This window comes from Thiobacillus denitrificans DSM 12475 (assembly GCF_000376425.1).
GTDB classification, from domain to species: Bacteria; Pseudomonadota; Gammaproteobacteria; order Burkholderiales; family Thiobacillaceae; genus Thiobacillus; species Thiobacillus denitrificans.
The window spans coordinates 92,846-112,821 of sequence record NZ_AQWL01000001.1; the positions used below are offsets into that span (position 1 = coordinate 92,846).

23 protein-coding genes are annotated in these 19,976 nt (G+C 63.1%); 16 read left to right on the plus strand and 7 right to left on the minus strand.

Annotation, left to right across the window (positions count from 1 at the left end):
* Positions 1-25: 25 nt before the first annotated feature.
* The 3 genes from B059_RS0100465 to B059_RS0100475 all read right to left on the minus strand — a co-directional run bounded on the left by B059_RS0100465 (position 26) and on the right by B059_RS0100475 (position 3,121).
* Positions 26-505: a hypothetical protein gene (locus B059_RS0100465; RefSeq protein WP_018076270.1), complete on the minus strand. Its 480-nt coding sequence runs from the start codon at positions 503-505 to the stop codon at positions 26-28.
* Positions 506-753: 248 nt separating this feature from the next.
* Positions 754-1,389 carry a lytic transglycosylase domain-containing protein gene (locus B059_RS0100470; RefSeq protein WP_018076271.1) on the minus strand — a complete coding sequence of 212 codons (636 nt, stop codon included), beginning with the start codon at positions 1,387-1,389 and terminating at the stop codon, positions 754-756.
* Between the two features lies 1 nt (position 1,390).
* A complete protein-coding gene (locus tag B059_RS0100475) occupies positions 1,391-3,121 on the minus strand; it encodes a proline--tRNA ligase (RefSeq protein ID WP_018076272.1) in 1,731 nt (576 codons plus the stop codon).
* Positions 3,122-3,203: 82 nt separating this feature from the next.
* Between B059_RS0100475 and B059_RS0100480 the strand changes: the two genes are divergently transcribed.
* Positions 3,204-3,974, plus strand: coding sequence for a polyamine aminopropyltransferase (locus tag B059_RS0100480; protein ID WP_051068459.1), 771 nt, complete (start codon positions 3,204-3,206; stop codon positions 3,972-3,974).
* Here the strand turns inward: B059_RS0100480 and B059_RS0100485 are convergent.
* Positions 3,938-4,879, minus strand: a complete 942-nt coding sequence (locus tag B059_RS0100485) for a WD40 repeat domain-containing protein (RefSeq protein ID WP_018076274.1) — start codon at positions 4,877-4,879, stop codon at positions 3,938-3,940. The genes B059_RS0100480 and B059_RS0100485 overlap by 37 nt on opposite strands.
* A gap of 131 nt (positions 4,880-5,010) precedes the next feature.
* On the opposite strand from B059_RS0100485, the gene B059_RS0100490 reads away from it, so the two are divergent.
* The 11 genes from B059_RS0100490 to alr all read left to right on the plus strand — a co-directional run bounded on the left by B059_RS0100490 (position 5,011) and on the right by alr (position 14,327).
* Positions 5,011-5,562, plus strand: coding sequence for an RNA pyrophosphohydrolase (locus B059_RS0100490; protein ID WP_026177198.1), 552 nt, complete (start codon positions 5,011-5,013; stop codon positions 5,560-5,562).
* 22 nt (positions 5,563-5,584) lie between these two features.
* Complete coding sequence (locus tag B059_RS0100495; protein ID WP_018076276.1) at positions 5,585-5,944, plus strand: hypothetical protein; 360 nt, start codon at positions 5,585-5,587, stop codon at positions 5,942-5,944.
* A gap of 201 nt (positions 5,945-6,145) precedes the next feature.
* Positions 6,146-7,234, plus strand: a complete 1,089-nt coding sequence (gene apbC / locus B059_RS0100500; protein ID WP_018076277.1) for an iron-sulfur cluster carrier protein ApbC — start codon at positions 6,146-6,148, stop codon at positions 7,232-7,234.
* Positions 7,234-7,800, plus strand: coding sequence for a dCTP deaminase (dcd, locus tag B059_RS0100505; RefSeq protein ID WP_018076278.1), 567 nt, complete (start codon positions 7,234-7,236; stop codon positions 7,798-7,800). Before apbC ends, dcd begins: the two co-directional genes overlap by 1 nt.
* A gap of 77 nt (positions 7,801-7,877) precedes the next feature.
* Entirely contained in the window at positions 7,878-10,121 is a 2,244-nt protein-coding gene (locus B059_RS0100510; protein WP_018076279.1) for an arginine/lysine/ornithine decarboxylase, read from the plus strand.
* Between the two features lie 160 nt (positions 10,122-10,281).
* Positions 10,282-10,680, plus strand: coding sequence for a 30S ribosomal protein S6 (gene rpsF, locus B059_RS0100515; protein ID WP_018076280.1), 399 nt, complete (start codon positions 10,282-10,284; stop codon positions 10,678-10,680).
* A 4-nt stretch (positions 10,681-10,684) separates the two neighbouring features.
* The gene (priB, locus tag B059_RS0100520) at positions 10,685-10,975 is read left to right on the plus strand and encodes a primosomal replication protein N (protein ID WP_018076281.1); all 291 of its coding nucleotides are present in this window, start codon (positions 10,685-10,687) and stop codon (positions 10,973-10,975) included.
* 3 nt (positions 10,976-10,978) lie between these two features.
* Positions 10,979-11,266, plus strand: coding sequence for a 30S ribosomal protein S18 (gene rpsR / locus B059_RS0100525; protein ID WP_018076282.1), 288 nt, complete (start codon positions 10,979-10,981; stop codon positions 11,264-11,266).
* Positions 11,267-11,276: 10 nt separating this feature from the next.
* Positions 11,277-11,726 carry a 50S ribosomal protein L9 gene (gene rplI, locus B059_RS0100530; protein WP_018076283.1) on the plus strand — a complete coding sequence of 150 codons (450 nt, stop codon included), beginning with the start codon at positions 11,277-11,279 and terminating at the stop codon, positions 11,724-11,726.
* A 136-nt stretch (positions 11,727-11,862) separates the two neighbouring features.
* Entirely contained in the window at positions 11,863-13,254 is a 1,392-nt protein-coding gene (dnaB, locus tag B059_RS0100535) for a replicative DNA helicase (protein WP_018076284.1), read from the plus strand.
* Positions 13,255-13,259: 5 nt separating this feature from the next.
* Positions 13,260-14,327: an alanine racemase gene (gene alr / locus B059_RS0100540; protein ID WP_018076285.1), complete on the plus strand. Its 1,068-nt coding sequence runs from the start codon at positions 13,260-13,262 to the stop codon at positions 14,325-14,327.
* A gap of 47 nt (positions 14,328-14,374) precedes the next feature.
* On the opposite strand, the gene B059_RS0100545 is transcribed toward alr, so the two are convergent.
* Together B059_RS0100545 and ygfZ are read right to left on the minus strand one after the other, a co-directional pair.
* A complete protein-coding gene (locus B059_RS0100545) occupies positions 14,375-14,662 on the minus strand; it encodes a DUF4936 family protein (RefSeq protein ID WP_018076286.1) in 288 nt (95 codons plus the stop codon).
* A complete protein-coding gene (gene ygfZ / locus B059_RS0100550) occupies positions 14,663-15,691 on the minus strand; it encodes a CAF17-like 4Fe-4S cluster assembly/insertion protein YgfZ (protein WP_018076287.1) in 1,029 nt (342 codons plus the stop codon). It lies immediately after the preceding gene.
* Between the two features lie 41 nt (positions 15,692-15,732).
* Between ygfZ and B059_RS0100555 the strand changes: the two genes are divergently transcribed.
* On the plus strand, positions 15,733-16,176 hold the full coding sequence (locus B059_RS0100555) for a protein YgfX (protein WP_018076288.1): 444 nt from the start codon (positions 15,733-15,735) through the stop codon (positions 16,174-16,176).
* Here the strand turns inward: B059_RS0100555 and nadB are convergent.
* Positions 16,112-17,737: an L-aspartate oxidase gene (gene nadB, locus B059_RS0100560; protein ID WP_018076289.1), complete on the minus strand. Its 1,626-nt coding sequence runs from the start codon at positions 17,735-17,737 to the stop codon at positions 16,112-16,114. The two genes, B059_RS0100555 and nadB, sit on opposite strands and share 65 nt — an antisense overlap.
* A 140-nt stretch (positions 17,738-17,877) precedes the next feature.
* Between nadB and rpoE the strand changes: the two genes are divergently transcribed.
* The 3 genes from rpoE to B059_RS0100575 are packed head-to-tail and all read left to right on the plus strand — an operon-like array spanning position 17,878 to position 19,975.
* A complete protein-coding gene (rpoE, locus tag B059_RS0100565; RefSeq protein WP_018076290.1) occupies positions 17,878-18,474 on the plus strand; it encodes an RNA polymerase sigma factor RpoE in 597 nt (198 codons plus the stop codon).
* Positions 18,475-18,476: 2 nt separating this feature from the next.
* Positions 18,477-19,019 carry a sigma-E factor negative regulatory protein gene (locus tag B059_RS0100570; protein ID WP_026177201.1) on the plus strand — a complete coding sequence of 181 codons (543 nt, stop codon included), beginning with the start codon at positions 18,477-18,479 and terminating at the stop codon, positions 19,017-19,019.
* Positions 19,019-19,975 (plus strand): MucB/RseB C-terminal domain-containing protein, encoded by a 957-nt coding sequence (locus B059_RS0100575; protein WP_018076292.1) that lies wholly within the window; start codon positions 19,019-19,021, stop codon positions 19,973-19,975. Before B059_RS0100570 ends, B059_RS0100575 begins: the two co-directional genes overlap by 1 nt.
* Position 19,976 lies beyond the last annotated feature (1 nt).

The following is a 19,976-nucleotide window of genomic DNA, read 5'->3' on the forward strand; positions in this document are numbered from 1 at the left end:
TTGCGCCGGGCGACCCGTCCGGCGTTCAGCCGCCCATGCGCTGCGCCACGCCGGCTTCCATTTCCGCCGCCTGGTGCGGCGAGGCCACGGCGGCAATCACCTTGCGGCACACGGGTAAAGCGGCATTGAATCCGGCCAGGTCCTGCACCGCGCACATCTGCCTGTAAGCCGGGGATCTGGTCCCCACCAGTCCAGCCATGAATTCCAGTACATAGGCTTGTATTTCCATTAGGTTGACGGCGCTTGGCGCCGGTGCGCTGACGGCTGCTGTGGCATGAACTGCCGCCATGTTGCGCAAGGACTGGATGAAGCCATTCTGCAGCAGCTCATTCACCATGGTTTCCAGTTCGGCACAATTAGGCAGCTTGCTGCGCAACTCGCCAAAAGAAATACCATTTCCCACACTGAACAGAATCTGCCGGTGCCGGGGCCGTAGCGTATGGCCCAGATTGAAGATTTCCTCCTGTCCCTTGAGCGTGCGGGACAATTGCATCGTCATTTCCATGGTCTCCTCCGTTATTGTGATACAGGTACATTGCCTGTACCCGTTACGCTGCATTGCCTGTGCCAGCGCAGGGCGAGTGCGCGGCCTTGTCGAATTACAAGGGTTTCAGCGTGCTTGAGCGGCTGCGGCAGGGAAAGGGAGAACGGCCGGGTTGATGGAGACGTGACGGAGCGTTGAGATTTCGCCAGTCGGATCGGGTGTTTTCCTGCGGCGACCGGAAGAGGTTTCCCGACCGCGCGTCGAGGGCATCAGCTGCGGGAGCCGACGGATGCGTCTGCCGACTTGGTGCTGGGGAGGTAATCCCAGTGGCGTTTCCAGGCGCCCACTACCAGATTCGGGTACTCCGGGCGGCCGAGACTGCCGTTGTAGCGCCCCAGCGCACGGAACAGGTCGCCGTGTTCGATGTCGATGTAGTGGCGCAGGATCAGCGCGCCGTAGCGCAGATTGGTGCGCAACTGGAACAGGTTGTGGTCGGGACTGCCGATAGTCTTGACCCAGAACGGCATCACCTGGGTATAGCCGCGCGCACCTACCGGCGATACGGCGTATTTGCGGAAGCCGCTTTCCACCTGGATCAGGCCGAGCATCAATTGCGGATCGACGCCGGCACGCGAAGCTTCCCAGTGCAGGGTGGTGAGGAATTCCAGCCGCTCGGCCTCGTCCGGCATGCGCTTGGCGAGCCGGCGCGACATGTCCTTCAGCCAGGCCGCCTCGTCGGCGACATTGCGAAATGCGGTGCGGGTGACGGCGGTGTCCGCCAGCGCACGCTGCAGGGACGAGCGCACATTGGCCGACATCGCTTCCTCGCGCTGTCCGCCTGCATGCGCGGGCAGGGCAAGCTGCATGGCGGTGAGCAGCAGGGCGATGCGCGTCATTTTTTTCATGTCAGTGTCCCAACAATCCGGTCAAAAATTCCGTGGCGCCGGCAAGCGCGATTTGTTGCGCTTCGCCGCTCTGACCCGGCGCGGCGAAGCGCGGCTGGTATTCGACGATGCCGTCCTTCAGTCCGCGCTCGCCCACGGTGACGCGATGCGGAATGCCGATCAGCTCGGCGTCGGCGAACATCACGCCGGGGCGCTCGTCGCGGTCGTCCAGCAGCACCTCGAAGCCAGCGGCGGTCAACTCAGCATACAACGACTCGGCGGCGGTTTTAACCATCTCGCTCTTGCCGTAGCCGATCGCCACGATCACCAGCAAGAACGGTGCCATGGATTTCGGCCAGATGATGCCGCGGTCGTCGTGGTACTGCTCGATGGCCGACGCCACGATGCGCGACACGCCGATGCCATAGCAGCCCATTTCCATGGCCTGCGCCTTGCCCGCCTCATCCAGGTAGGTGGCGTTCATCGCCTGCGAATACTTGCTGCCAAGCTGGAACACATGGCCGACCTCGATGCCGCGACACAGTTGCAGTACGCCTCTGCCATCGGGGCTGGGGTCGCCGGTGACGACATTGCGTATATCGGCCACGTTGTCCGGTTCCTGCAGGTCGCGGCCGAAATTAACCCCGGCCAGATGGAATTTCGGCTTGTTCGCGCCGCAGACGAAATCGCTCATCGCCGCGACCGTGCGGTCGGCGATGACCTTGATCCGGCTGCGGTCGATCCCGACCGGCCCCAGAAAACCGGGCGGGCAGTCGAAGACCGCGCGAATTTCAGCCTCGTTCGCCAGGCGGAAATCCGCGAAGCCTTCCAGCTTGCCGAGTTTGACTTCGTTCAGCATGTGGTCGCCGCGCAGCAGCAGGACGATCATCCGCTCGCCGGCCATGACGGCGATGAGCTTCACGGTACGGGCGAGCGGAATGTCGAGCAGGGCGGCGACGTCCTCGCAGGTGGTCTGTTTCGGCGTGTCGACTTCGCGCATCGTTTCCTGCGGCGCGGCGTGCGCTGCCGCAGGGGCAAGCGCTTCGGCCAGTTCGACGTTGGCGGCGTAATCGGAATCGGGGCAATACGCGATCAGGTCCTCGCCGGAATCGGCCAGCACGTGGAATTCGTGCGAGGCCGAGCCGCCGATGGCGCCGGTGTCGGCAGTCACCGCGCGGAAGGTCAGCCCCAGCCGGTTGAAAATCCGCGTGTAGGCGTCGTACATCACCTGGTAGGTTTCGGCGAGGCTGTCGCGCCCGGCGTGGAAGGAATAGGCGTCCTTCATCAGGAATTCGCGCGCGCGCATGACGCCGAAGCGCGGCCGGATCTCGTCGCGGAACTTCATCTGGATCTGGTAGAAGTTCAGCGGAAGCTGGCGATAGCTCTTGATTTCGCGGCGCGCGACGTCGGTGATGACTTCCTCGTGGGTGGGGCCGAAGCAGAAATCGCGCTGATGGCGGTCCTTGATCTTCAACATCTGCGGGCCGAACACCGCCCAGCGCCCGGTTTCCTCCCACAGCTCGGCGGGCTGCACCGCCGGCATCAGCAGTTCGATCGCGCCGGCGCGGTTCATTTCCTCGCGCACCACCGCCTCGACCCGGCGCAGCACCCGCAGGCCGAGCGGCATCCAGGTATACAGGCCCGAGCCCAGACGCTTGATGAGGCCGGCGCGCAGCATCAGCTTGTGGCTGACAAGCTCGGCCTCGGACGGAGCTTCCTTGGTGGTGGAAATGAAGAACTGGCTGGCGCGCATGCTGAGGCAATCAAAACGAAAAGCGGCATTTTAGCGTGCGGACGTGTAATCTTTCGCGCTCGGTTTTTGCGATGGGGTGGCAATGCGCTTGAGGTTTGGGAAACGGCGGGCGGACGACGGCGGGCTGGAAGTGACCGAGGAGCGCGGCATGCGCACGCTGCACCTGGGCAGCCGCGCGATCCAGAGCGCGATGCGGGTGAGCCGGCCGTGGGATCTGGAACTGGCTTACACCCGCGCGATGATGGGCTTTCTGCTGTTCAACCCGATGCCGCAGGAGGTGCTGATGATCGGCCTCGGCGGCGGCTCGCTCGCCAAGTTCATCCGCAGGCAGCGGCCGCAGACGCACATCACCGCGGTGGAGATCGATCCGCGGGTGATTGCCGCTGCGCGCACGCATTTCGAGCTGCCGCCGGATGACGAGGCGCTCACCGTGGTCGAGGCCGATGGCGCGCTGTATGTGCGCCAGCATCCCGCCTGCGCCGACGTTGTCCTGCTCGACGGCTTCGACGCCGGCAATCAGGTGGAGGCGTTGGCGACCCAGACGTTTTACGCGGCCTGCCGCCGCGCGCTCAGGCCGGGTGGCGTGCTGGTGGTCAATCTATGGGGGCGCGACAAGGCGTTTCCCGAGTATCTGGCGCGCCTTGCGCGCGCGTTCGACGGCGAAGTCGGCTGGATTTCGGTGCAGTACAAAACCAACGTGATTGTTTTTGCCTTTAACGAGCCAGGCGCATTGGTGCGGCTTGATGCGGCGCGGCCCGGGTTGGCAGAGTTGTCGAAACGCTGGGGGCTGGATCTGCGCGGCTTCGCGCGGGATTTTCAGTGGCTCGAAGGGGTGGCGCCGCTGCTGGATTGAGCGCGGGGGCGTCCCGCGCTGCCAGGACCGGTCTGGCCGGATTGAAACGACGCAGCACGATATAAGCGTACGCTTTCGTCGTCCGAGCCGGACGCCATCATGTTGCCGTCCGGGCTGAAGCGTATCATCGCACCGCACAGATCGTGAGCCTGATAGCGCTGGACGACCTTGAAGTCGGTGGTGTCGAGGACGCGGATTGCGGAGTCGGTGTGGCGTCCCAGCGTCGCCAGGTAGCGGCCGTCCGGACTGAATGCGACCGAAGTCAGCAGGCCGTTATGCTCGGTCGGGATGGAACGTGCGGCACCGCTCGCGACATCCCATAGGCTCAGGCGGAACCAGTTGCCCGCGGCCAGCATGCGGCCGTCCGGACTGAATTGCAGATCGTGCGGCGTGTGCCGTGCCGGTAGAGTCCGGCGTGCCCTGAACTCCGTGTCCATCAGCACAATGGCGCGATCGAGGCCGACGGCGAGCCGGTTTCCGCTTGCGCTCAAGGCCACCACTTTATCCTCCACGGCAATTTCGCGCAGGGCTTGCAGCGTGTCCGCCGACCAGACGCGTAGCCGCCGGTCGCGATGGGCGCTGACCACCCGGCCCTGGAACAGCGCCAGTGCAATCACGTCGGCGCGTACGCTCTGTGCCTTGATCCGGCTGCCATGCCACAGGATCAGACGGCCGTCCTCGCCGCCGCTGACGAAATCGCCCGAGGCCAGTGGCAGGATCGCCCGCACGGCGCCACGGTGCGCGTGGGCCTCGCCAAGCTGACGTTGCGTTGCCGTGTCCCATATCCGCAGTTCGCCCCGGAAGCCCCCGCTGATCAAGCGCAGCCCATCAGACGTATAGGCGAGCGCGGTGGTGCCGAATTCATGGATTCCTGCCAGTACCCGATCCGGCGGCGGGGCAGTCATCAAGTTGGAGCACCCAGCGGAAAGAACAATCAAAACAATGCTTAACAGCAGTTTATCGGCCATGGCGGGTTTGCAATTTCCGACGGGTGTGAAAGAATGCAAGTAATCGAATTTCACAGATGGTGGCGGCCATGATCGACCGAGAAGGGTACCGCCCGAACGTAGGCATTGTATTGTGCAATGCGCACAACCAGGTTTTCTGGGGCAAGCGCGTCAATCAGCACGCCTGGCAGTTTCCCCAGGGCGGCATCAATGCAGGGGAAACGCCGGAACAGGCCATGTTCCGGGAACTTGAAGAAGAAGTGGGATTGCAGGCCGAGCATGTGCGTATTCTGGGGCGTACGCGCGAGTGGCTGCGTTACGACGTGCCCGCCCATTGGACCCGCCGTGACAACCGTGGCCTCTACCGCGGCCAGAAGCAGATCTGGTTTTTACTGCGGCTGACCGGGCGCGATTGCGACGTTTCCTTGCGTGCCAGCGATCACCCCGAATTCGATGCCTGGCGCTGGAACGAGTACTGGGTGCCGATGGATGCGGTGGTCGACTTCAAGCGCGAGGTCTACCGTCTGGCGCTCGAGGAGCTCGAACGCTATCTGCACAAGGACGTACGCTATTTACGACAACGTGCGCGCCGTCTGTGCGACCGGCGTGACGTGGTGCTGGATCTACAGTTGAAGCCCTGAAGTTCGAGGCACTGGAGACAGGATGAAGATGCGGATCCATGCCCCAACCACGCTGACGACTGCTTCCTGGCCCGCTCCGGGGGTGCCCTTGTGGCAGATCGCGCCTACGCGCGATACCAGCGGGAAGCGGTTGACCGACTTCATGATGCTGATCCCGCGTTTGCGCAGCCGGCCGCTGGTCGAGATCGAACGTGCCTCGCGCGATATTCAGACCGTACTGGCGCTGCACCAGGATGTGGTGTTCGCCGATCTCAACCTGAAACTGAACCTGCTATGGGTCTCGCTGCGCCCGCGGCAGGGGGCGATCAGCGAACTGGTGGCGGCAATCCGGCTGCGCGTGCCCGAGGCCGTGCTGGTGGCGCATTACGCCGAATTCCGATAGCCGCCTTGCCGTGTCGATCAGACGAACCCGGGCCGTCGGAGGCGCCGCATGAGCCAAAAAGCACAGCGGGGCACTATGCCAGTGACGGCTCAAAGTCCCTGTAAACGGCAGGGAATCCCGCGTCTTTTCTGTGTTTCCTTTTACCCAAAGCAGCGGAATTCGTTAAAATGAGCGATTGCTAATTAACCTGCTGGAGCAAACATGGCCGTTTCTGAACTTCAGGTGCAAACCGCACTGAAAGAGTTGGTCGATCCCAACACCCACAAAGATTACGTTTCGACCAAATCTGCCCGCAACATCAAGATCGACGGCGGCGCCGTTTCGGTCGATATCCTGCTGGGCTACCCGGCGCAGAGCCAGCTGGTCGTCATCAAGCAGCAGGTCGAAGACACGCTCAAGGCCCTTCCTGGCGTGACTGCCGCCACCGCCAACGTCAGCTTCAAGATCGTTTCGCATAGCGTGCAGCGCGGCGTCAAGCTGATCCCCAACGTCAAGAACATCATCGCCGTGGCTTCCGGCAAGGGCGGTGTCGGCAAATCCACCACCGCCGTCAACCTGGCGCTGGCACTCGCCGCCGAAGGCGCTCGCGTCGGCATGCTCGATGCCGACATCTACGGCCCGTCGCAGCCGACCATGCTCGGCATCACCGACAAACCCGAATCGACTGACGGCAAGAATCTTGAGCCGCTCGTCGGTCATGGCATCCAGGCAATGTCGATCGGTTTCCTGATCGACGTCGAAACGCCCATGGTGTGGCGTGGCCCGATGGTGACCCAGGCACTGGAGCAGCTGCTCAACAACACCAACTGGAAAGAACTCGACTATCTGGTGGTCGACCTGCCGCCCGGCACCGGCGACATCCAGCTGACACTCGCCCAGCGCGTGCCGGTGACCGGCGCTGTGATCGTCACCACGCCGCAGGACATTGCCTTGATCGACGCGCGCAAGGGCCTGAAGATGTTCGAGAAGGTGGGCATCCCCATCATCGGCGTGGTCGAGAACATGAGCCTGCACATCTGCTCGAAATGCGGCCACGAGGAGCGCATCTTCGGCGAAGGCGGCGGCGAGCGCATGTGCAAGGACTACAGCGTCGAATTCCTCGGTGCGCTGCCGCTCGACGGCAGCATCCGTGCCGACACCGATTCCGGCAAACCGTCGGTCGTGTCGGATCCGAATGGCCGTGTGGCCGATATCTACAAGCAGATTGCGCGACGCGTTGCTGTTAAGATTGGAGAAACCGGGGTGGATCATTCTGCCAAGTTCCCCAATATCGTCATTTCCAATACCTGATGAGCATCAAGTCCGACCGATGGATCCGCCGTATGGCGGCTGAGCATGGCATGATCGAACCGTTCGAGCCGGGGCAGATCAAACAGGCGGGAGGCCGGTCCATCGTGTCGTACGGCACGTCGAGCTACGGCTACGATGTGCGCTGTGCCAGCGAATTCAAGCTGTTCACCGATATCAATACCACCATCGTCGATCCCAAGGCGTTCGATCCGAATTCCTTCGTCGAGGTGCAGGGCGATTCCTGCATCATTCCGCCGAACTCCTTTGCGCTCGCGCGCACGGTGGAATATTTCCGCATCCCGCGCAACGTGCTGACCATCTGTCTCGGCAAGAGCACCTACGCCCGCTGCGGCATCATCGTCAATGTCACGCCGCTGGAACCCGAGTGGGAGGGCCACGTGACGCTGGAGTTTTCCAATACCACGCCCTTGCCCGCCCGCATCTACGCCAACGAAGGCGTGGCGCAGATGCTGTTCCTCGAATCCGACGAGGTGTGCGAAACCTCGTACCGCGACCGCGGTGGCAAATATCAGGGCCAGGTCGGCGTGACCCTGCCGAAAATTTAATCCCCGGGACACCGGGGATTCGTATAATCCGCTTCTTTTAATCCGCCCATTCCGACGGCTTCCCTCTGGAGCAGGCCATGCGCTTTCGTTTTCCCGTTGTCATCATTGACGAAGATTTCCGTTCCGAAAATGCATCGGGTCTGGGCATCCGCACGCTTGCCGAGGCTATTGAAAAAGAAGGCATGGAAGTGCTGGGCGTCACCAATTACGGCGATCTGACTTCATTCGCCCAGCAACAGGCGCGTGCCTCGGCATTCGTGCTGTCGATCGATGACGAAGAACTCGCGGGTACTGCCGAGGATGCGCAGACGGCGCTGCAAAAACTGCGCGCGTTTGTCGAGGAAGTGCGTTTCCGCAACGCCGAGATCCCGATTTTCCTGCATGGCGAGACGCGCACTGCGCGTCATATCCCGAACGACATTTTGCGTGAGCTCAACGGCTTCATCCACATGCTGGAAGACACGCCGGAATTCCTTGCGCGCTATATCCTGCGCGAGGCGCGAGCCTATCTCGATTCGCTGGTGCCGCCGTTCTTCCGCGCGTTGACCCATTACGCGGCGGACGGCTCATATTCCTGGCACTGTCCCGGCCACTCGGGCGGCGTGGCCTTCCTGAAGTCGCCGATCGGCCAGATGTTCCACCAGTTCTTCGGCGAGAATCTGCTGCGCGCCGACGTCTGCAATGCGGTAGACGAACTCGGGCAGCTGCTCGACCATACCGGCCCGGTTGCGGCGTCCGAGCGCAATGCCGCGCGGATTTTCAACTGCGATCACCTGTTCTTCGTCACCAACGGCACCTCGTCGTCCAACAAGATGGTGTGGCACGCCAACGTCGCCGCGGGCGACATCGTGGTGGTCGACCGCAACTGCCACAAGTCCATCCTGCACGCCATCATCATGTGCGGCGCGATCCCCATTTTCCTGACGCCGACGCGCAACCATTACGGCATCATCGGGCCGATTCCGATGGATGAGTTCCGTCCCGAAAACATCGCCAAGAAAATCGCGGCGCACCCGTTTGCCAAGGATGCGAAGGGCGGGCCGCGCATTCTCACCATCACCCAGTCGACCTACGACGGCATCCTGTACAACGTCGACATGATCAAGGAATTGCTCGGCGACACCATCGATACGCTGCACTTTGACGAAGCCTGGCTGCCGCACGCGACCTTCCATGACTTTTATCGGGGCATGCACGCAATCGGCAAGGATCGCCCGCGCGCCAGGGATGCGCTGGTGTTTGCCACCCAGTCCACGCACAAGCTTCTGGCCGGTTTGAGCCAGGCCTCGCAGATCCTGGTGCAGGACGCCGAAACGCGGAAACTTGATTTCCACCGTTTCAACGAAGCCTATCTGATGCACATGTCGACCAGTCCGCAGTACGCGATCATCGCCTCGTGCGATGTGGCGGCGGCGATGATGGAGCCGCCCGGCGGCACTGCACTGGTCGAGGAATCGATCAAGGAAGCGCTCGATTTCCGTCGCGCCATGCGCAAGGTCGACGAGGAGTTCGGCGATTCGTGGTGGTTCACCGTGTGGGGGCCGGAAAAGCTCGCCGACGAGGGCATCGGCGAACGCGAAGACTGGATGCTGACGGCGAACGACCGCTGGCACGAGTTCGGCAAGATCGCGCCTGGTTTCAACATGCTCGATCCGATCAAGGCCACCCTCATCACACCGGGGCTGGACATGGACGGCGCCTTTGCCAACTGGGGCATTCCGGCGGCGATCGTCACCAAATATCTGGCCGAGCACGGCGTCATCGTCGAGAAAACCGGGCTGTATTCCTTTTTCATCATGTTCACCATCGGCATCACCAAGGGCCGTTGGAACACGCTGGTGACCGCCTTGCAGCAGTTCAAGTCGGATTACGACGAGAACCAGCCGCTGTGGCGCGTGCTGCCCGAGTTCGTGGAGCAGCATCCACGTTATGAGAAGACCGGGCTGAAGGATCTGTGCGACCAGATTCACACCATCTACAAGGCCAACGACGTGGCGCGGCTGACCACCGAGATGTATCTGTCGGAGATGGCGCCGGCGATGAGACCGGCCGACGCGTTTGCCAGAATGGCGCACCGCGAGATCGAGCGCGTCGAGATCGACCAGCTCGAAGGCCGCATTACCGCCATGCTGGTGACGCCGTATCCGCCGGGAATTCCCCTCCTGATTCCGGGCGAGCGCTTCAACGCCACCATCGTGCGTTATTTGCAGTTCACCCGCGAATTCAACGAGAAATTCCCCGGCTTCGAAACCGACGTGCACGGCCTGGTCAGCGACGTGGTCGACGGCAAGGCGCGCTATTACGTCGATTGCGTGATCTGACCCGGCGGCCTGGGCGGCTTGATTTGCCAGGCAAAAAGCGTATGATTTGCAGTCCCCGGTTTGCCGGGGATTGTTTTTTGACCCGGGCTGTTTTAAACCCTGGCCATTTTTAACCTTGCTCCACCGCACCGCAGCGGGGGGCTGAACCGAAAGGAACACGATGCGGCATTATGAAATCGTATTTATCGTCCATCCCGATCAGAGCGAGCAGGTGCCCGCCATGATCGAACGCTACAAGAGCAACATCACCACGCGCGGCGGCGGCGTCCACCGCCTGGAAGACTGGGGCCGCCGGCAGATGGCCTACCCGATCCAGAAAGTCCACAAGGCCCATTACGTGCTGATGAACATCGAGTGCGACCAGGAAACCCTGGAGGAACTCGAGCACGGCTTCAAGTTCAACGACGCCGTGCTGCGCCATCTGACCATCAAGCGCGACGCCGCGGTGACCACGGCGTCGCCGATGATGAAGGAAGAAAAATCGCGCGACATGCTGGACAGCGCCAAAGCCGAAGGTGCCAAGCCGGAAGCAGCAGCCGAGCAGCCCGCCGCAGCCTGAGCGAGTGAATCGGCTGGTCATCAGCGGAGCCCTCATCCAGGTCGATCCTGTGCGTTACAGCCCGGCTGGCGTGCCGATTGCCGAAGCCGTGGTGTTGCACCGCAGCAGTCAGACCGTGGCGGCGCAAGCCCGACAGGTGGAATGCGAGTTGACGGTGCAGGCGAGCGCATCGCTTGCCGGCCAACTGGCGCAACTGGCCACCGGCACGCAGGTGAAGCTGGAAGGCGCGTTGAACCGACGCAGCGTGAACAGCCGACAACTGATCCTGATATTGAATCGAATCGAAAAGGAATAAATCATGGCACGTCCCATGGGTGGAAAATCCGGCGGCAAGTTCGCCAACAAGCGCCGCGACAGCGGCAATCGCGGTCTCTTCAAGCGTCGCAAATTCTGCCGCTTCACCGCCGAGAAAGTGGTCGAAGTCGATTACAAGGACATCGACGTGCTGAAGGAATTCATCGCCGAGAACGGCCGCATCATCCCGGCCCGCATCACCGGCACCAAGGCGCACTACCAGCGCCAGCTGGGCACCGCGATCAAGCGTGCGCGCTTCCTGGCGCTCATGCCTTACACCGACCTGCATTGAGGAGACGGCCATGCAAGTGATACTGATGGACAAAGTCGTCAACCTGGGCAATCTGGGTGACGTGGTCAAAGTGAAAGACGGTTTTGCCCGCAACTTTCTGATCCCCACCGGCCGTGCACGCCGCGCCACGCAAGCCAACATGGAAGCGTTTGCTGCGCAGAAGGCCGAACTGGAACGCGTCGCCGCCGAAAAGCTGGCCGACGCCCAGCGTCGCGCCGAAAAGCTGGAAGGCAACAGCGTGACGATCAGCCAGAAAGCCGGCGTCGATGGCCGCCTGTTCGGTTCGATCACCAACGCCGACATCGCCGATGCGCTGAAGGCGCAGGGCCATGAAGTCGCCAAGGCAGAAGTTCGTTTGCCCGACGGCCCGTTCAAGGCTATCGGCGAATACGCCGTGGTGCTGGCGCTGCACACCGATGTGACCGCCAACATCACGGTGGTGGTGGCCAGCGAACAGTAATTCCCAGCGGAAACGCCAAAAAGGGAGCCCGGCGGCTCCCTTTTTTATTTATGCCCCCGGGGTATTCCCGGATGTTCACGCGTTATCCACAGTCTTATCCCTTGGTGGGGGTAAGGCCGGAGACTAAAATCCTGCCATGGCCGCCATCCACTCGCTGACTGCAAATTCCGATCCCCAACTGGCGCAGATGCGCCTGCCGCCGCATTCGCTGGAAGCCGAGCAGGCGGTGCTGGGCGGCCTGCTGCTGGACAACAGCGCGTGGGACCGCATCGGCGACGTGGTCGCGGAAAGCGATTTCTATCGCCAGGACCATCGCCAGATCCTGCGCGCGATCGTGCGACAGATAGCCGAGAACCACCCGGCGGACGCAGTGACGGTTTCCGAGTCGCTGCAATCGCTCGGCCAGCTCGAAAGCGTCGGCGGACTGGCCTACATCGTCGCGCTGGCGAGCAATACGCCGTCGGCCGCCAACATCCGCCGCTATGCCGAGATCGTGCGCGAGCGCTCGGTGATGCGCCGCCTGGCCGAAGTGGCGACCGGCATCGCCGATACCGCCTACGCGCCGGCCGGGCGCAGCGCTTCGCAGTTGCTCGACGAGGCCGAGGCCAAGGTGTTCGAGATAGCCGAATCGGGCAGCCGCGGGCAGGCGGGCTTCACCGAAATCAAGCCGCTGCTGAAGGAAGTGGTCGAGCGCATCGACGAGCTGTATCACCGTGACAACGATTCCGGCATTACTGGCGTGCCCACCGGATTCCACGATCTTGACCAGAAAACCTCGGGCCTGCAGCCGGGCGACCTGGTCATCGTCGCCGGGCGGCCGTCCATGGGCAAGACCGCGTTCTCGATCAACATCGCCGAAAACGTCGCGCTCGACACCGGTCTGCCGGTGGCGGTGTTCTCGATGGAAATGGGTGGGGCGCAGCTGGTGATGCGGATGATCGGTTCGGTCGGCAAGCTCGACCAGCACCGGCTGCGCACGGGCAAGCTTGGCGAAGACGATTGGCAGCGCCTCACCTACGCGCTCGGCAAGCTTAACGAGGCGCCGGTCTTCATCGACGAATCGCCCGGACTCAACGTGCTGGAACTGCGCGCGCGCGCGCGCCGGCTGATGCGCCAGTGCGGCAAGCTCGGCCTTATCGTGATCGACTACATCCAGTTGATGTCGGCCAGTAGTGCCGGGGAAAACCGTGCCACCGAAATTTCGGAAATCTCGCGTGCGCTAAAGGGGTTGGCGAAGGAACTGCACGTGCCGGTGATCGCGCTGTCGCAGCTGAACCGCGGGCTGGAACAGCGCCCCAACAAGCGCCCGGTAATGTCCGACTTGCGCGAATCGGGCGCCATCGAACAGGATGCCGACGTCATCCTGTTCATCTACCGCGACGAAGTCTACAACCCCGACACGCAGGACAAGGGCACCGCCGAAATCATCATCAGCAAGCAGCGTAACGGACCTATCGGAACGGTAAGGCTGGCCTTCATCGGTGAATACACGCGCTTCGAATCGCTGGCGCAGCCGGGTACTTACTAGCTTCGATGCGCCCCATCCAGGCACGGATTTCGATTGGCGCGATGGCGCACAATCTGCGTGTGGCGCGCAGTTACGCGGGGGCGGCACGCCTGTTTGCCGTAGTCAAGGCCAATGCTTACGGTCACGGGCTGTCACGCGCGCGTCGCGGACTGGCGGCAGCCGACGGCTTTGCGGTGCTGACGCTGGAAGAAGCCGCCAATCTGAGGCAGATGGGCGTGGAACAACCTATCCTGCTGCTCGAAGGGATATTTGGCGCCGATGAAATCGCTCCCTGCGCTGAACTGGAGCTATGGCCGGTGCTGCACCATGCCGGGCAGTTCGACTGGTTACGGCGACAACCCCCCGTCCGCCCGATTCAGGTCTTTCTCAAGTTCGACAGCGGCATGCACCGGCTGGGATTCCCGCTCGCCGAGCACGCCGCCGTAGCCGCGCGGGCGCGAAATTTGCCCGGCGTGGCCGGCGTCACCCTGATGACCCACTTTGCCCAGGCGGACGAGGGAGCGGGCGTGGACTGGCAGCTGCAACCCTTTCTGCACGAAGTTGCCGGCCACGGCCTGCCGTGGAGCAGCGCCAATTCGGCGGCGCTGCTGCGTTATCCGGAGACTCTGGGCGCATGGGCCAGGCCGGGGCTGATGCTGTATGGCGCCTCGCCTTTTACCGATGCGTCAGCCGAGCTACTGGGCCTGCGACCGGCGATGACCCTGCAGTCGGAAATCATCGGTGTGCAGAGCCTACAAGCAGGTGAAGGGGTAGGCTACAGCCAGCTGTTCCGCGCGAAGCGCCCGATGCGGGTGGGCGTGGTTGCCTGCGGCTACGCCGACGGCTATCCGCGCCATGCGCTTACCGGTACTCCGATACTGGTCAACGGCCGCATGAGCCGAACGCTCGGCCGGGTATCGATGGACATGCTGTGCGTGGATTTGAGCGAGCACGCCGACGCCGGGATCGGCAGTCCGGTGGTGCTGTGGGGGGAGGGCCTGCCGGTGGAGACGGTGGCCGCCGCCGCGGGCACCAGCAGCTATGAACTGCTGTGCGCGCTGGCCGCGCGGGTGCCGGTGCTGGAGATGGATTAAAGGCGCAGTGCGGCGTGAACGAAAAAGCCGGGTTTGCCCGGCATTTTTTATGGCGCCGGGTCGGGTGCGGAAAAACATTCCAGATGGCGTTCGCCGCGGGTGAACGCGGCGCAGTCGAGGGGCAGGACCGCTGCATTCAAGACCTCGACAAACGCTGCAAAGTCGGCAATCCCCTCGTAAACCTCCATCCACGTCGATGTGTCGTCGCAGCGGGCCAGCCGTCGTGGCGGACGGCTGCAATGCACGGCCATCGCGTTCAGCAATGCATCGATCCGTGCAGCGGCCAGACGGGCTTGCGCGGGGTCGATGCGGTAATAGACGTAGGCGTTCCTCACCTATTCGGGTAGCGCGTAGGGCAGCGGTTTCAGCTGCAGCACGGCGCCGTCGGGCGCTTTCAGATGCAGCGTGTGCTGGGTTGCACTCTCGACCTGCGCCACGGCCAGCACATCGAAACCACCGGTCGGTGCCGGAGCGGCGTTGACCACGGTGCCTGTGGTCTGGCCCTCGATATTAGCGCTGTACAAGCTGTCGCCCGCGGCGGCTTCGGCATTGACATGCGCAAGGAACATGCGGCGCTTGAGTTTGCCCAGGTACTGGCTGCGGGCGACGATTTCCTGGCCCGGGTAGCAGCCCTTCTGAAAGCTCACGCCGCCGATGGCTTCAAGATTGACCATCTGCGGCACGAACTGCTCCTGGGTGGCGGCGACGATCATCGGAATGCCCGCGTTGAGTCGCAACCAGTCCCATACCGGCGCGCCGACCGGGGTGGCCGACGACTCGCGCAGAATTTTCCACACGGCAACGGCGTGCTCGGGCGCAAGCGACAGGACGAATTTATCGTCGCCGACGCGGATCACCTGTCCGGCGTCGCCGGCGCGGGTGTGCATCGCGGCCTCGGGGACGGCGCCCATCGCTGCAGCCACGGCTGCCTGCGCCTGTTTGCCGGCCACCACCAGCCGTACGGTTTCATCGCTGGCGTCGCGCGCCTGCACTTTGGCGCGCATGATGAACATGGATAAGCGCTTCAGTACGCTGGCGGCGATGTCGCCGGACAACTGCAGGCAATAATCCTCGCCCTGTCGCCACATCAGGAAATTGCCGAGCAGGCGCCCCTTGGGGCTGCAATAGCCGTTCCACTGCGCACTGTCGGCGTGAAGGGCGCGCATGTCGTTGGTAAGCTGGCCCTGCAAGAACGTGGCGGTGTCGTCGCCGCGGAACGCGATCACGCCGAGCTGCGATAAATCCGCCACAATGGTGCCGTCCGTGGCGGAACGCTCGGCGGCGGCGTCGCCATAGTGCAGTACGGTGCCGTCTTCGATTGCCGCACCTTGGGATTGCAGAAAGTTTTTCCAGGAATCGATCACGATACGTTCCATTCAAAGAGGGGATGCGATGAAGCCCAAAAGTGTACACGCTGATGCGCGAGATTGAGCTCAAACCCTCGCGCCGGTTGGGGCTGTTGCTGCTGGGCATGGCGGCGCTCGCACTGGTCGCCATCCATCTCGCAGCCGTGCCGGGAGCGATCCGGATGGCACTTGGTGTGGCCGTGATCGGCCTGGGCGTGCTGGGCTGGTGGCAGGCGCGTCGTACGGATGCATTGCGCGTGGCGGCGGACGGCCGGCTGCAATGCCTGGATGAGGCGGGCGAATGGCGCGACGCCGAGGTGCTGGGCGACAGCCTGGTTTCGCCTGCGCTGATCGTGCTGCGTTATCGCCTTGCGGATAAGCGTGTGGGTAGTCTGGCCTTGTTGTCCGACAGCGCGGACGCCGACGACTTGCGCCGGCTCAGGGTAGCGCTTCGCTGGACACGCCGCATACACTCGGGCACATCGTCCCCGGACGCGGGTTGAGTACGGTATTGCCGGCGACCGGCAGCATCTCGGGGTAGTCGCGGCTGTAGTGCAGGCCGCGGCTTTCCTGCCGCAGTTGCGCGCAGCGCACGATGAGGTCGGCGCTTTGCACCAGGTTGCGCAGTTCGATGAGGTCGTTGCTGACGCGGAAATTGCGGTAGAACTCATCGATTTCTGCGCTCAGCAGACGGATGCGGTGCGACGCCCGCGTGAGCCGCTTGTTGGTGCGCACGATGCCAACGTAGTCCCACATGAAGCGGCGCAGTTCTTCCCAGTTGTGCGAGATCACCACTTCCTCGTCCGGGTCGGTGACGCGCGAGGCGTCCCACGGCGGCAGGTCGAGCGACGGGGCGGGCGGGGTGGCCAGAATGTCGGCGGCGGCGGCGTGGCCGAACACCAGGCATTCGAGCAGCGAATTCGATGCCAGCCGGTTGGCGCCGTGCAGTCCGGTAAAGGTGACTTCGCCCACCGCATGCAGGTTGCACAGGTCGGTGCGCGCATCCATGTCGGTGACAACGCCGCCGCAGGTGTAATGCGCGGCGGGCACCACCGGGATCGGCTGGCGCGTGATGTCGATGCCGAGTTCCAGGCAGCGGCGGTAAATAGTGGGGAAATGTTCGCGCACGAAATCGGTCGGTTTGTGGCTGATGTCGAGGTAGACGCAGTCGATGCCGCGCTTTTTCATCTCGAAATCGATCGCGCGCGCCACCACGTCGCGCGGCGCGAGTTCGGCGCGCTCGTCATGGTATTGCATGAAGCGGCTGCCGTCGGGGAGCAGCAAATACCCCCCTTCGCCGCGCACCGCTTCGGAAATGAGGAAGGACTTGGCGTGCGGGTGATACAGGCAGGTGGGGTGGAACTGCACGAATTCGAGGTTGGCGACACGGCAGCCGGCGCGCCAGGCCATTGCGATGCCGTCGCCGGTCGCGGTATCCGGGTTGGTAGTATAGAGATAGACCTTGCCGGCACCGCCGGTAGCCAGCACGGTGTGGCCGGCGGCGAAGGTTTCGACCTCGCCGCTGCCCTTGTTGAGCGCATACGCGCCGTGGATCTGACGTTCCTGACCGCCGGCCCGCTTGCCGGTGATCAGGTCGATGGCAACGTGCTGCTCGAAGGTGTCGATGTTGCGATGGGCACGCACGCGGGCGAGCAGGCTGGTTTGTACCGCATGGCCGGTGGCGTCGGCCGCATGCACCACGCGGCGCTTGGAATGGCCTCCTTCGCGCGCCAGGTGCAGGCCGCCGGCAGCCTGCGGGTCGGCAGTGAAGGCGACGCCGCTGGCAGTCAGCCAGGCGATCATTTCGCGCGCCTGGCTGGCTACCCGCCGGGTGACCGCTTCGTCGCACAGGCCAGCGCCGGCAACCAGGGTGTCGTGGACGTGGGCCTCGATCGAGTCGCCGCTGTCGACCGCGGCGGCAATGCCGCCCTGCGCCCAGTCGCTGGCGCCATCGGTCATCTGGCGCTTGGTGACAATGGCGACACGGCGCCGATCGGCCAGCTTGAGCGCGGTGGTCAGCGCGGCGAGGCCGCTGCCGAGAATGAGGACGTCATAGTGGTGCATGGTGTCGCCAGATAATAACAGGCCTGAGCCCTGCCCGAATAAGCTTGCCCGGGGTGAACTTTTTTGCCGTGAGCGGCTCACATACGCCAGAAGATGCGGTCACGTATACTTTCAACATAAACAAAAAGCAGCAGGGAGATATGTCGGACCGCGAACTGGATCAGGTGCTGGTCGAACGCGCCCAGCAGGGTGACAAGCGCGCTTTCGAGCTATTGGTGATCAAATATCACCGCAAGCTCGGGCGGTTGTTGTCGCGCATGGTGCGCGATGCGGCCGAGGTGGAAGATATTACACAGGAGGCCTTTATCAAGGCCTACCGTGCGCTGCCGGGCTTTCGCGGCGAGAGTGCCTTTTACACCTGGCTGTATCGCATCGCCGTGAACACCGCCAAGAATTATCTGGTGGCGCACAAGCGCCAGCCTGTGTCGAGCGATGTGCTGGCCGAAGATGCGGAGAATTACGAGGATGGTGACCTGTTGCGCGACATCGCGACGCCGGACGCGGAACTCCAGACCAAACAGATCGCCCAAGCAGTCAATGAGGCGGTCGATGCGCTGCCCGAGGAATTGCGGACAGCCATTACTCTGCGTGAAATCGAGGGTATGAGCTATGAGGAAATCGCGCAGATGATGGAATGTCCGATCGGCACCGTGCGCTCACGGATTTTCCGTGCGCGCGAGGCCATTGCAGAAAAAATACGCCCGATGATGGGCACCAGTCAGGATAAAAGGTGGTAACCATGTCAGCACTTCGCAAACCAGACACCCCCTCCCAGGCCGGGCAGACCGATGATATGCCACTGATGTTGTCCGCTATGCTCGACGGCGAGGCGGGACGCGTTGAAACCGAGGCCTGCATCGCGGCCTTGAAACGCGACGACGCCTTGCGGAAAAACTGGTCCGAATACCATTTGATCGGCGACCTGATGCGTGGCGTGGCGCCGGTTCAGGGCGATTTCATGGCGCGCTTCTCAACGCAGCTGGCGGCCGAACCGACCGTGCTCGCACCGCACCGCAGCGTATGGCCGCAACGGGTGGCGGTGGCGTCGTTTGCCTCGCTTGCCGTATGGGGCGCCATTTCGCTAACCGGGTTGATGTCGCAGGCACCGTCCATCGCACCGCTGGCGACGGCGCCAGCCTTCCAGCACGCTGCACAGGAACCGGTTGCGGCGCGTGACGATGCCCGTCTGGCCCCTTATCTGGTGGCGCATCAGGAATTCGCCCCGATGGCGGTGGCGTCACCCTACCAGCGCACCGTGGCGGTTGTGGTGGAGCCGCGCTGATGTGGACGGTGCTGGTCCGGCGGCAAGGCTGGTGGATTCTGGGCTTTGCTGCACTGATGGCATTTTCCGGAGCGGGGCGGGCGGACACCGCGCTCGATTGGCTCAACCGTGCCGCCGCTGCGGCCAAACAGCAGAATTACAGTGGCGTCTACGTGTATCACCATGGCGAACACGTCGAGGTGTTGCGTGTGCTGCACCGCACCGATGCGACAGGCGAACTGGAAAAAATCGAAGTCCTGGACGGGACGCCGCGCCAGTTCCTGCGCATCAACAACGACGTCTACTGCCATTTGCCGGACGGCAAGAGTGTGCGGCTGGAACGCAATGCTCCGCGCCGTTTCTTCCCCGCCTTGCTGCCTGCCCGGCCGGCCGGCCTGCTTGATTACTACGAGGCGACACTTGCCGGAACCGAGCGCGTGGCGGGACGTCCCTGCCAGGTGGTGATGCTGGAGCCGCGCGACGGCTATCGCTATGCCTATACGCTGTGGCTGGACAAGCGCACCGGCTTGCCGCTCAAGTCGCGCATAGTCAACGGCAATGGCAGCGTGGTGTCGATGTTCGTGTTTTCCGAAATCCAGATCGGCAAGGCACCCGATGCCCAATTATTCCGCAATGACATGGCGGGCAAGCGCATCCAGAAAGCCAGCCTCGACACGCCGGCCGCGGTGGCCTGGAGCGTGGCGCCGCCGCCGGGGTTTGAGCGGGTGCAGGAGGCGGTGCGCGCACTGCCGGGCAAAACGGCGCCGGTCACCCATCTGGTGTTTTCGGACGGCCTCAGCGTGCTGTCGATGTTCGTCGAACCGGCCGATCCCCAGGCGCAGCGCCTGCAGGGGCTGTCGACCGAAGGCGCGATCGGGGTCTATGCGCGCGAGGTCGACGGCTATAGCGTGACGACCCTGGGCGAAGTGCCGAGCATGGCATTGATCGAAACAGGTAACTCGGTGAAAAGGAAGTAGG

Bases quoted from the DNA above. Each gene is read 5' to 3' on its own strand.
- B059_RS0100465 (WP_018076270.1), bottom strand. From the start codon at position 505: ATGGAAATGACGATGCAATTGTCCCGCACGCTCAAGGGACAGGAGGAA.
- B059_RS0100470 (WP_018076271.1), bottom strand. From the start codon at position 1,389: ATGAAAAAAATGACGCGCATCGCCCTGCTGCTCACCGCCATGCAGCTT.
- B059_RS0100475 (WP_018076272.1), bottom strand. From the start codon at position 3,121: ATGCGCGCCAGCCAGTTCTTCATTTCCACCACCAAGGAAGCTCCGTCC.
- B059_RS0100480 (WP_051068459.1), top strand. From the start codon at position 3,204: ATGCGCTTGAGGTTTGGGAAACGGCGGGCGGACGACGGCGGGCTGGAA.
- B059_RS0100485 (WP_018076274.1), bottom strand. From the start codon at position 4,879: ATGACTGCCCCGCCGCCGGATCGGGTACTGGCAGGAATCCATGAATTC.
- B059_RS0100490 (WP_026177198.1), top strand. From the start codon at position 5,011: ATGATCGACCGAGAAGGGTACCGCCCGAACGTAGGCATTGTATTGTGC.
- B059_RS0100495 (WP_018076276.1), top strand. From the start codon at position 5,585: ATGAAGATGCGGATCCATGCCCCAACCACGCTGACGACTGCTTCCTGG.
- apbC (WP_018076277.1), top strand. From the start codon at position 6,146: ATGGCCGTTTCTGAACTTCAGGTGCAAACCGCACTGAAAGAGTTGGTC.
- dcd (WP_018076278.1), top strand. From the start codon at position 7,234: ATGAGCATCAAGTCCGACCGATGGATCCGCCGTATGGCGGCTGAGCAT.
- B059_RS0100510 (WP_018076279.1), top strand. From the start codon at position 7,878: ATGCGCTTTCGTTTTCCCGTTGTCATCATTGACGAAGATTTCCGTTCC.
- rpsF (WP_018076280.1), top strand. From the start codon at position 10,282: ATGCGGCATTATGAAATCGTATTTATCGTCCATCCCGATCAGAGCGAG.
- rpsR (WP_018076282.1), top strand. From the start codon at position 10,979: ATGGCACGTCCCATGGGTGGAAAATCCGGCGGCAAGTTCGCCAACAAG.
- rplI (WP_018076283.1), top strand. From the start codon at position 11,277: ATGCAAGTGATACTGATGGACAAAGTCGTCAACCTGGGCAATCTGGGT.
- dnaB (WP_018076284.1), top strand. From the start codon at position 11,863: ATGGCCGCCATCCACTCGCTGACTGCAAATTCCGATCCCCAACTGGCG.
- alr (WP_018076285.1), top strand. From the start codon at position 13,260: ATGCGCCCCATCCAGGCACGGATTTCGATTGGCGCGATGGCGCACAAT.
- nadB (WP_018076289.1), bottom strand. From the start codon at position 17,737: ATGCACCACTATGACGTCCTCATTCTCGGCAGCGGCCTCGCCGCGCTG.
- rpoE (WP_018076290.1), top strand. From the start codon at position 17,878: ATGTCGGACCGCGAACTGGATCAGGTGCTGGTCGAACGCGCCCAGCAG.
- B059_RS0100570 (WP_026177201.1), top strand. From the start codon at position 18,477: ATGTCAGCACTTCGCAAACCAGACACCCCCTCCCAGGCCGGGCAGACC.
- B059_RS0100575 (WP_018076292.1), top strand. From the start codon at position 19,019: ATGTGGACGGTGCTGGTCCGGCGGCAAGGCTGGTGGATTCTGGGCTTT.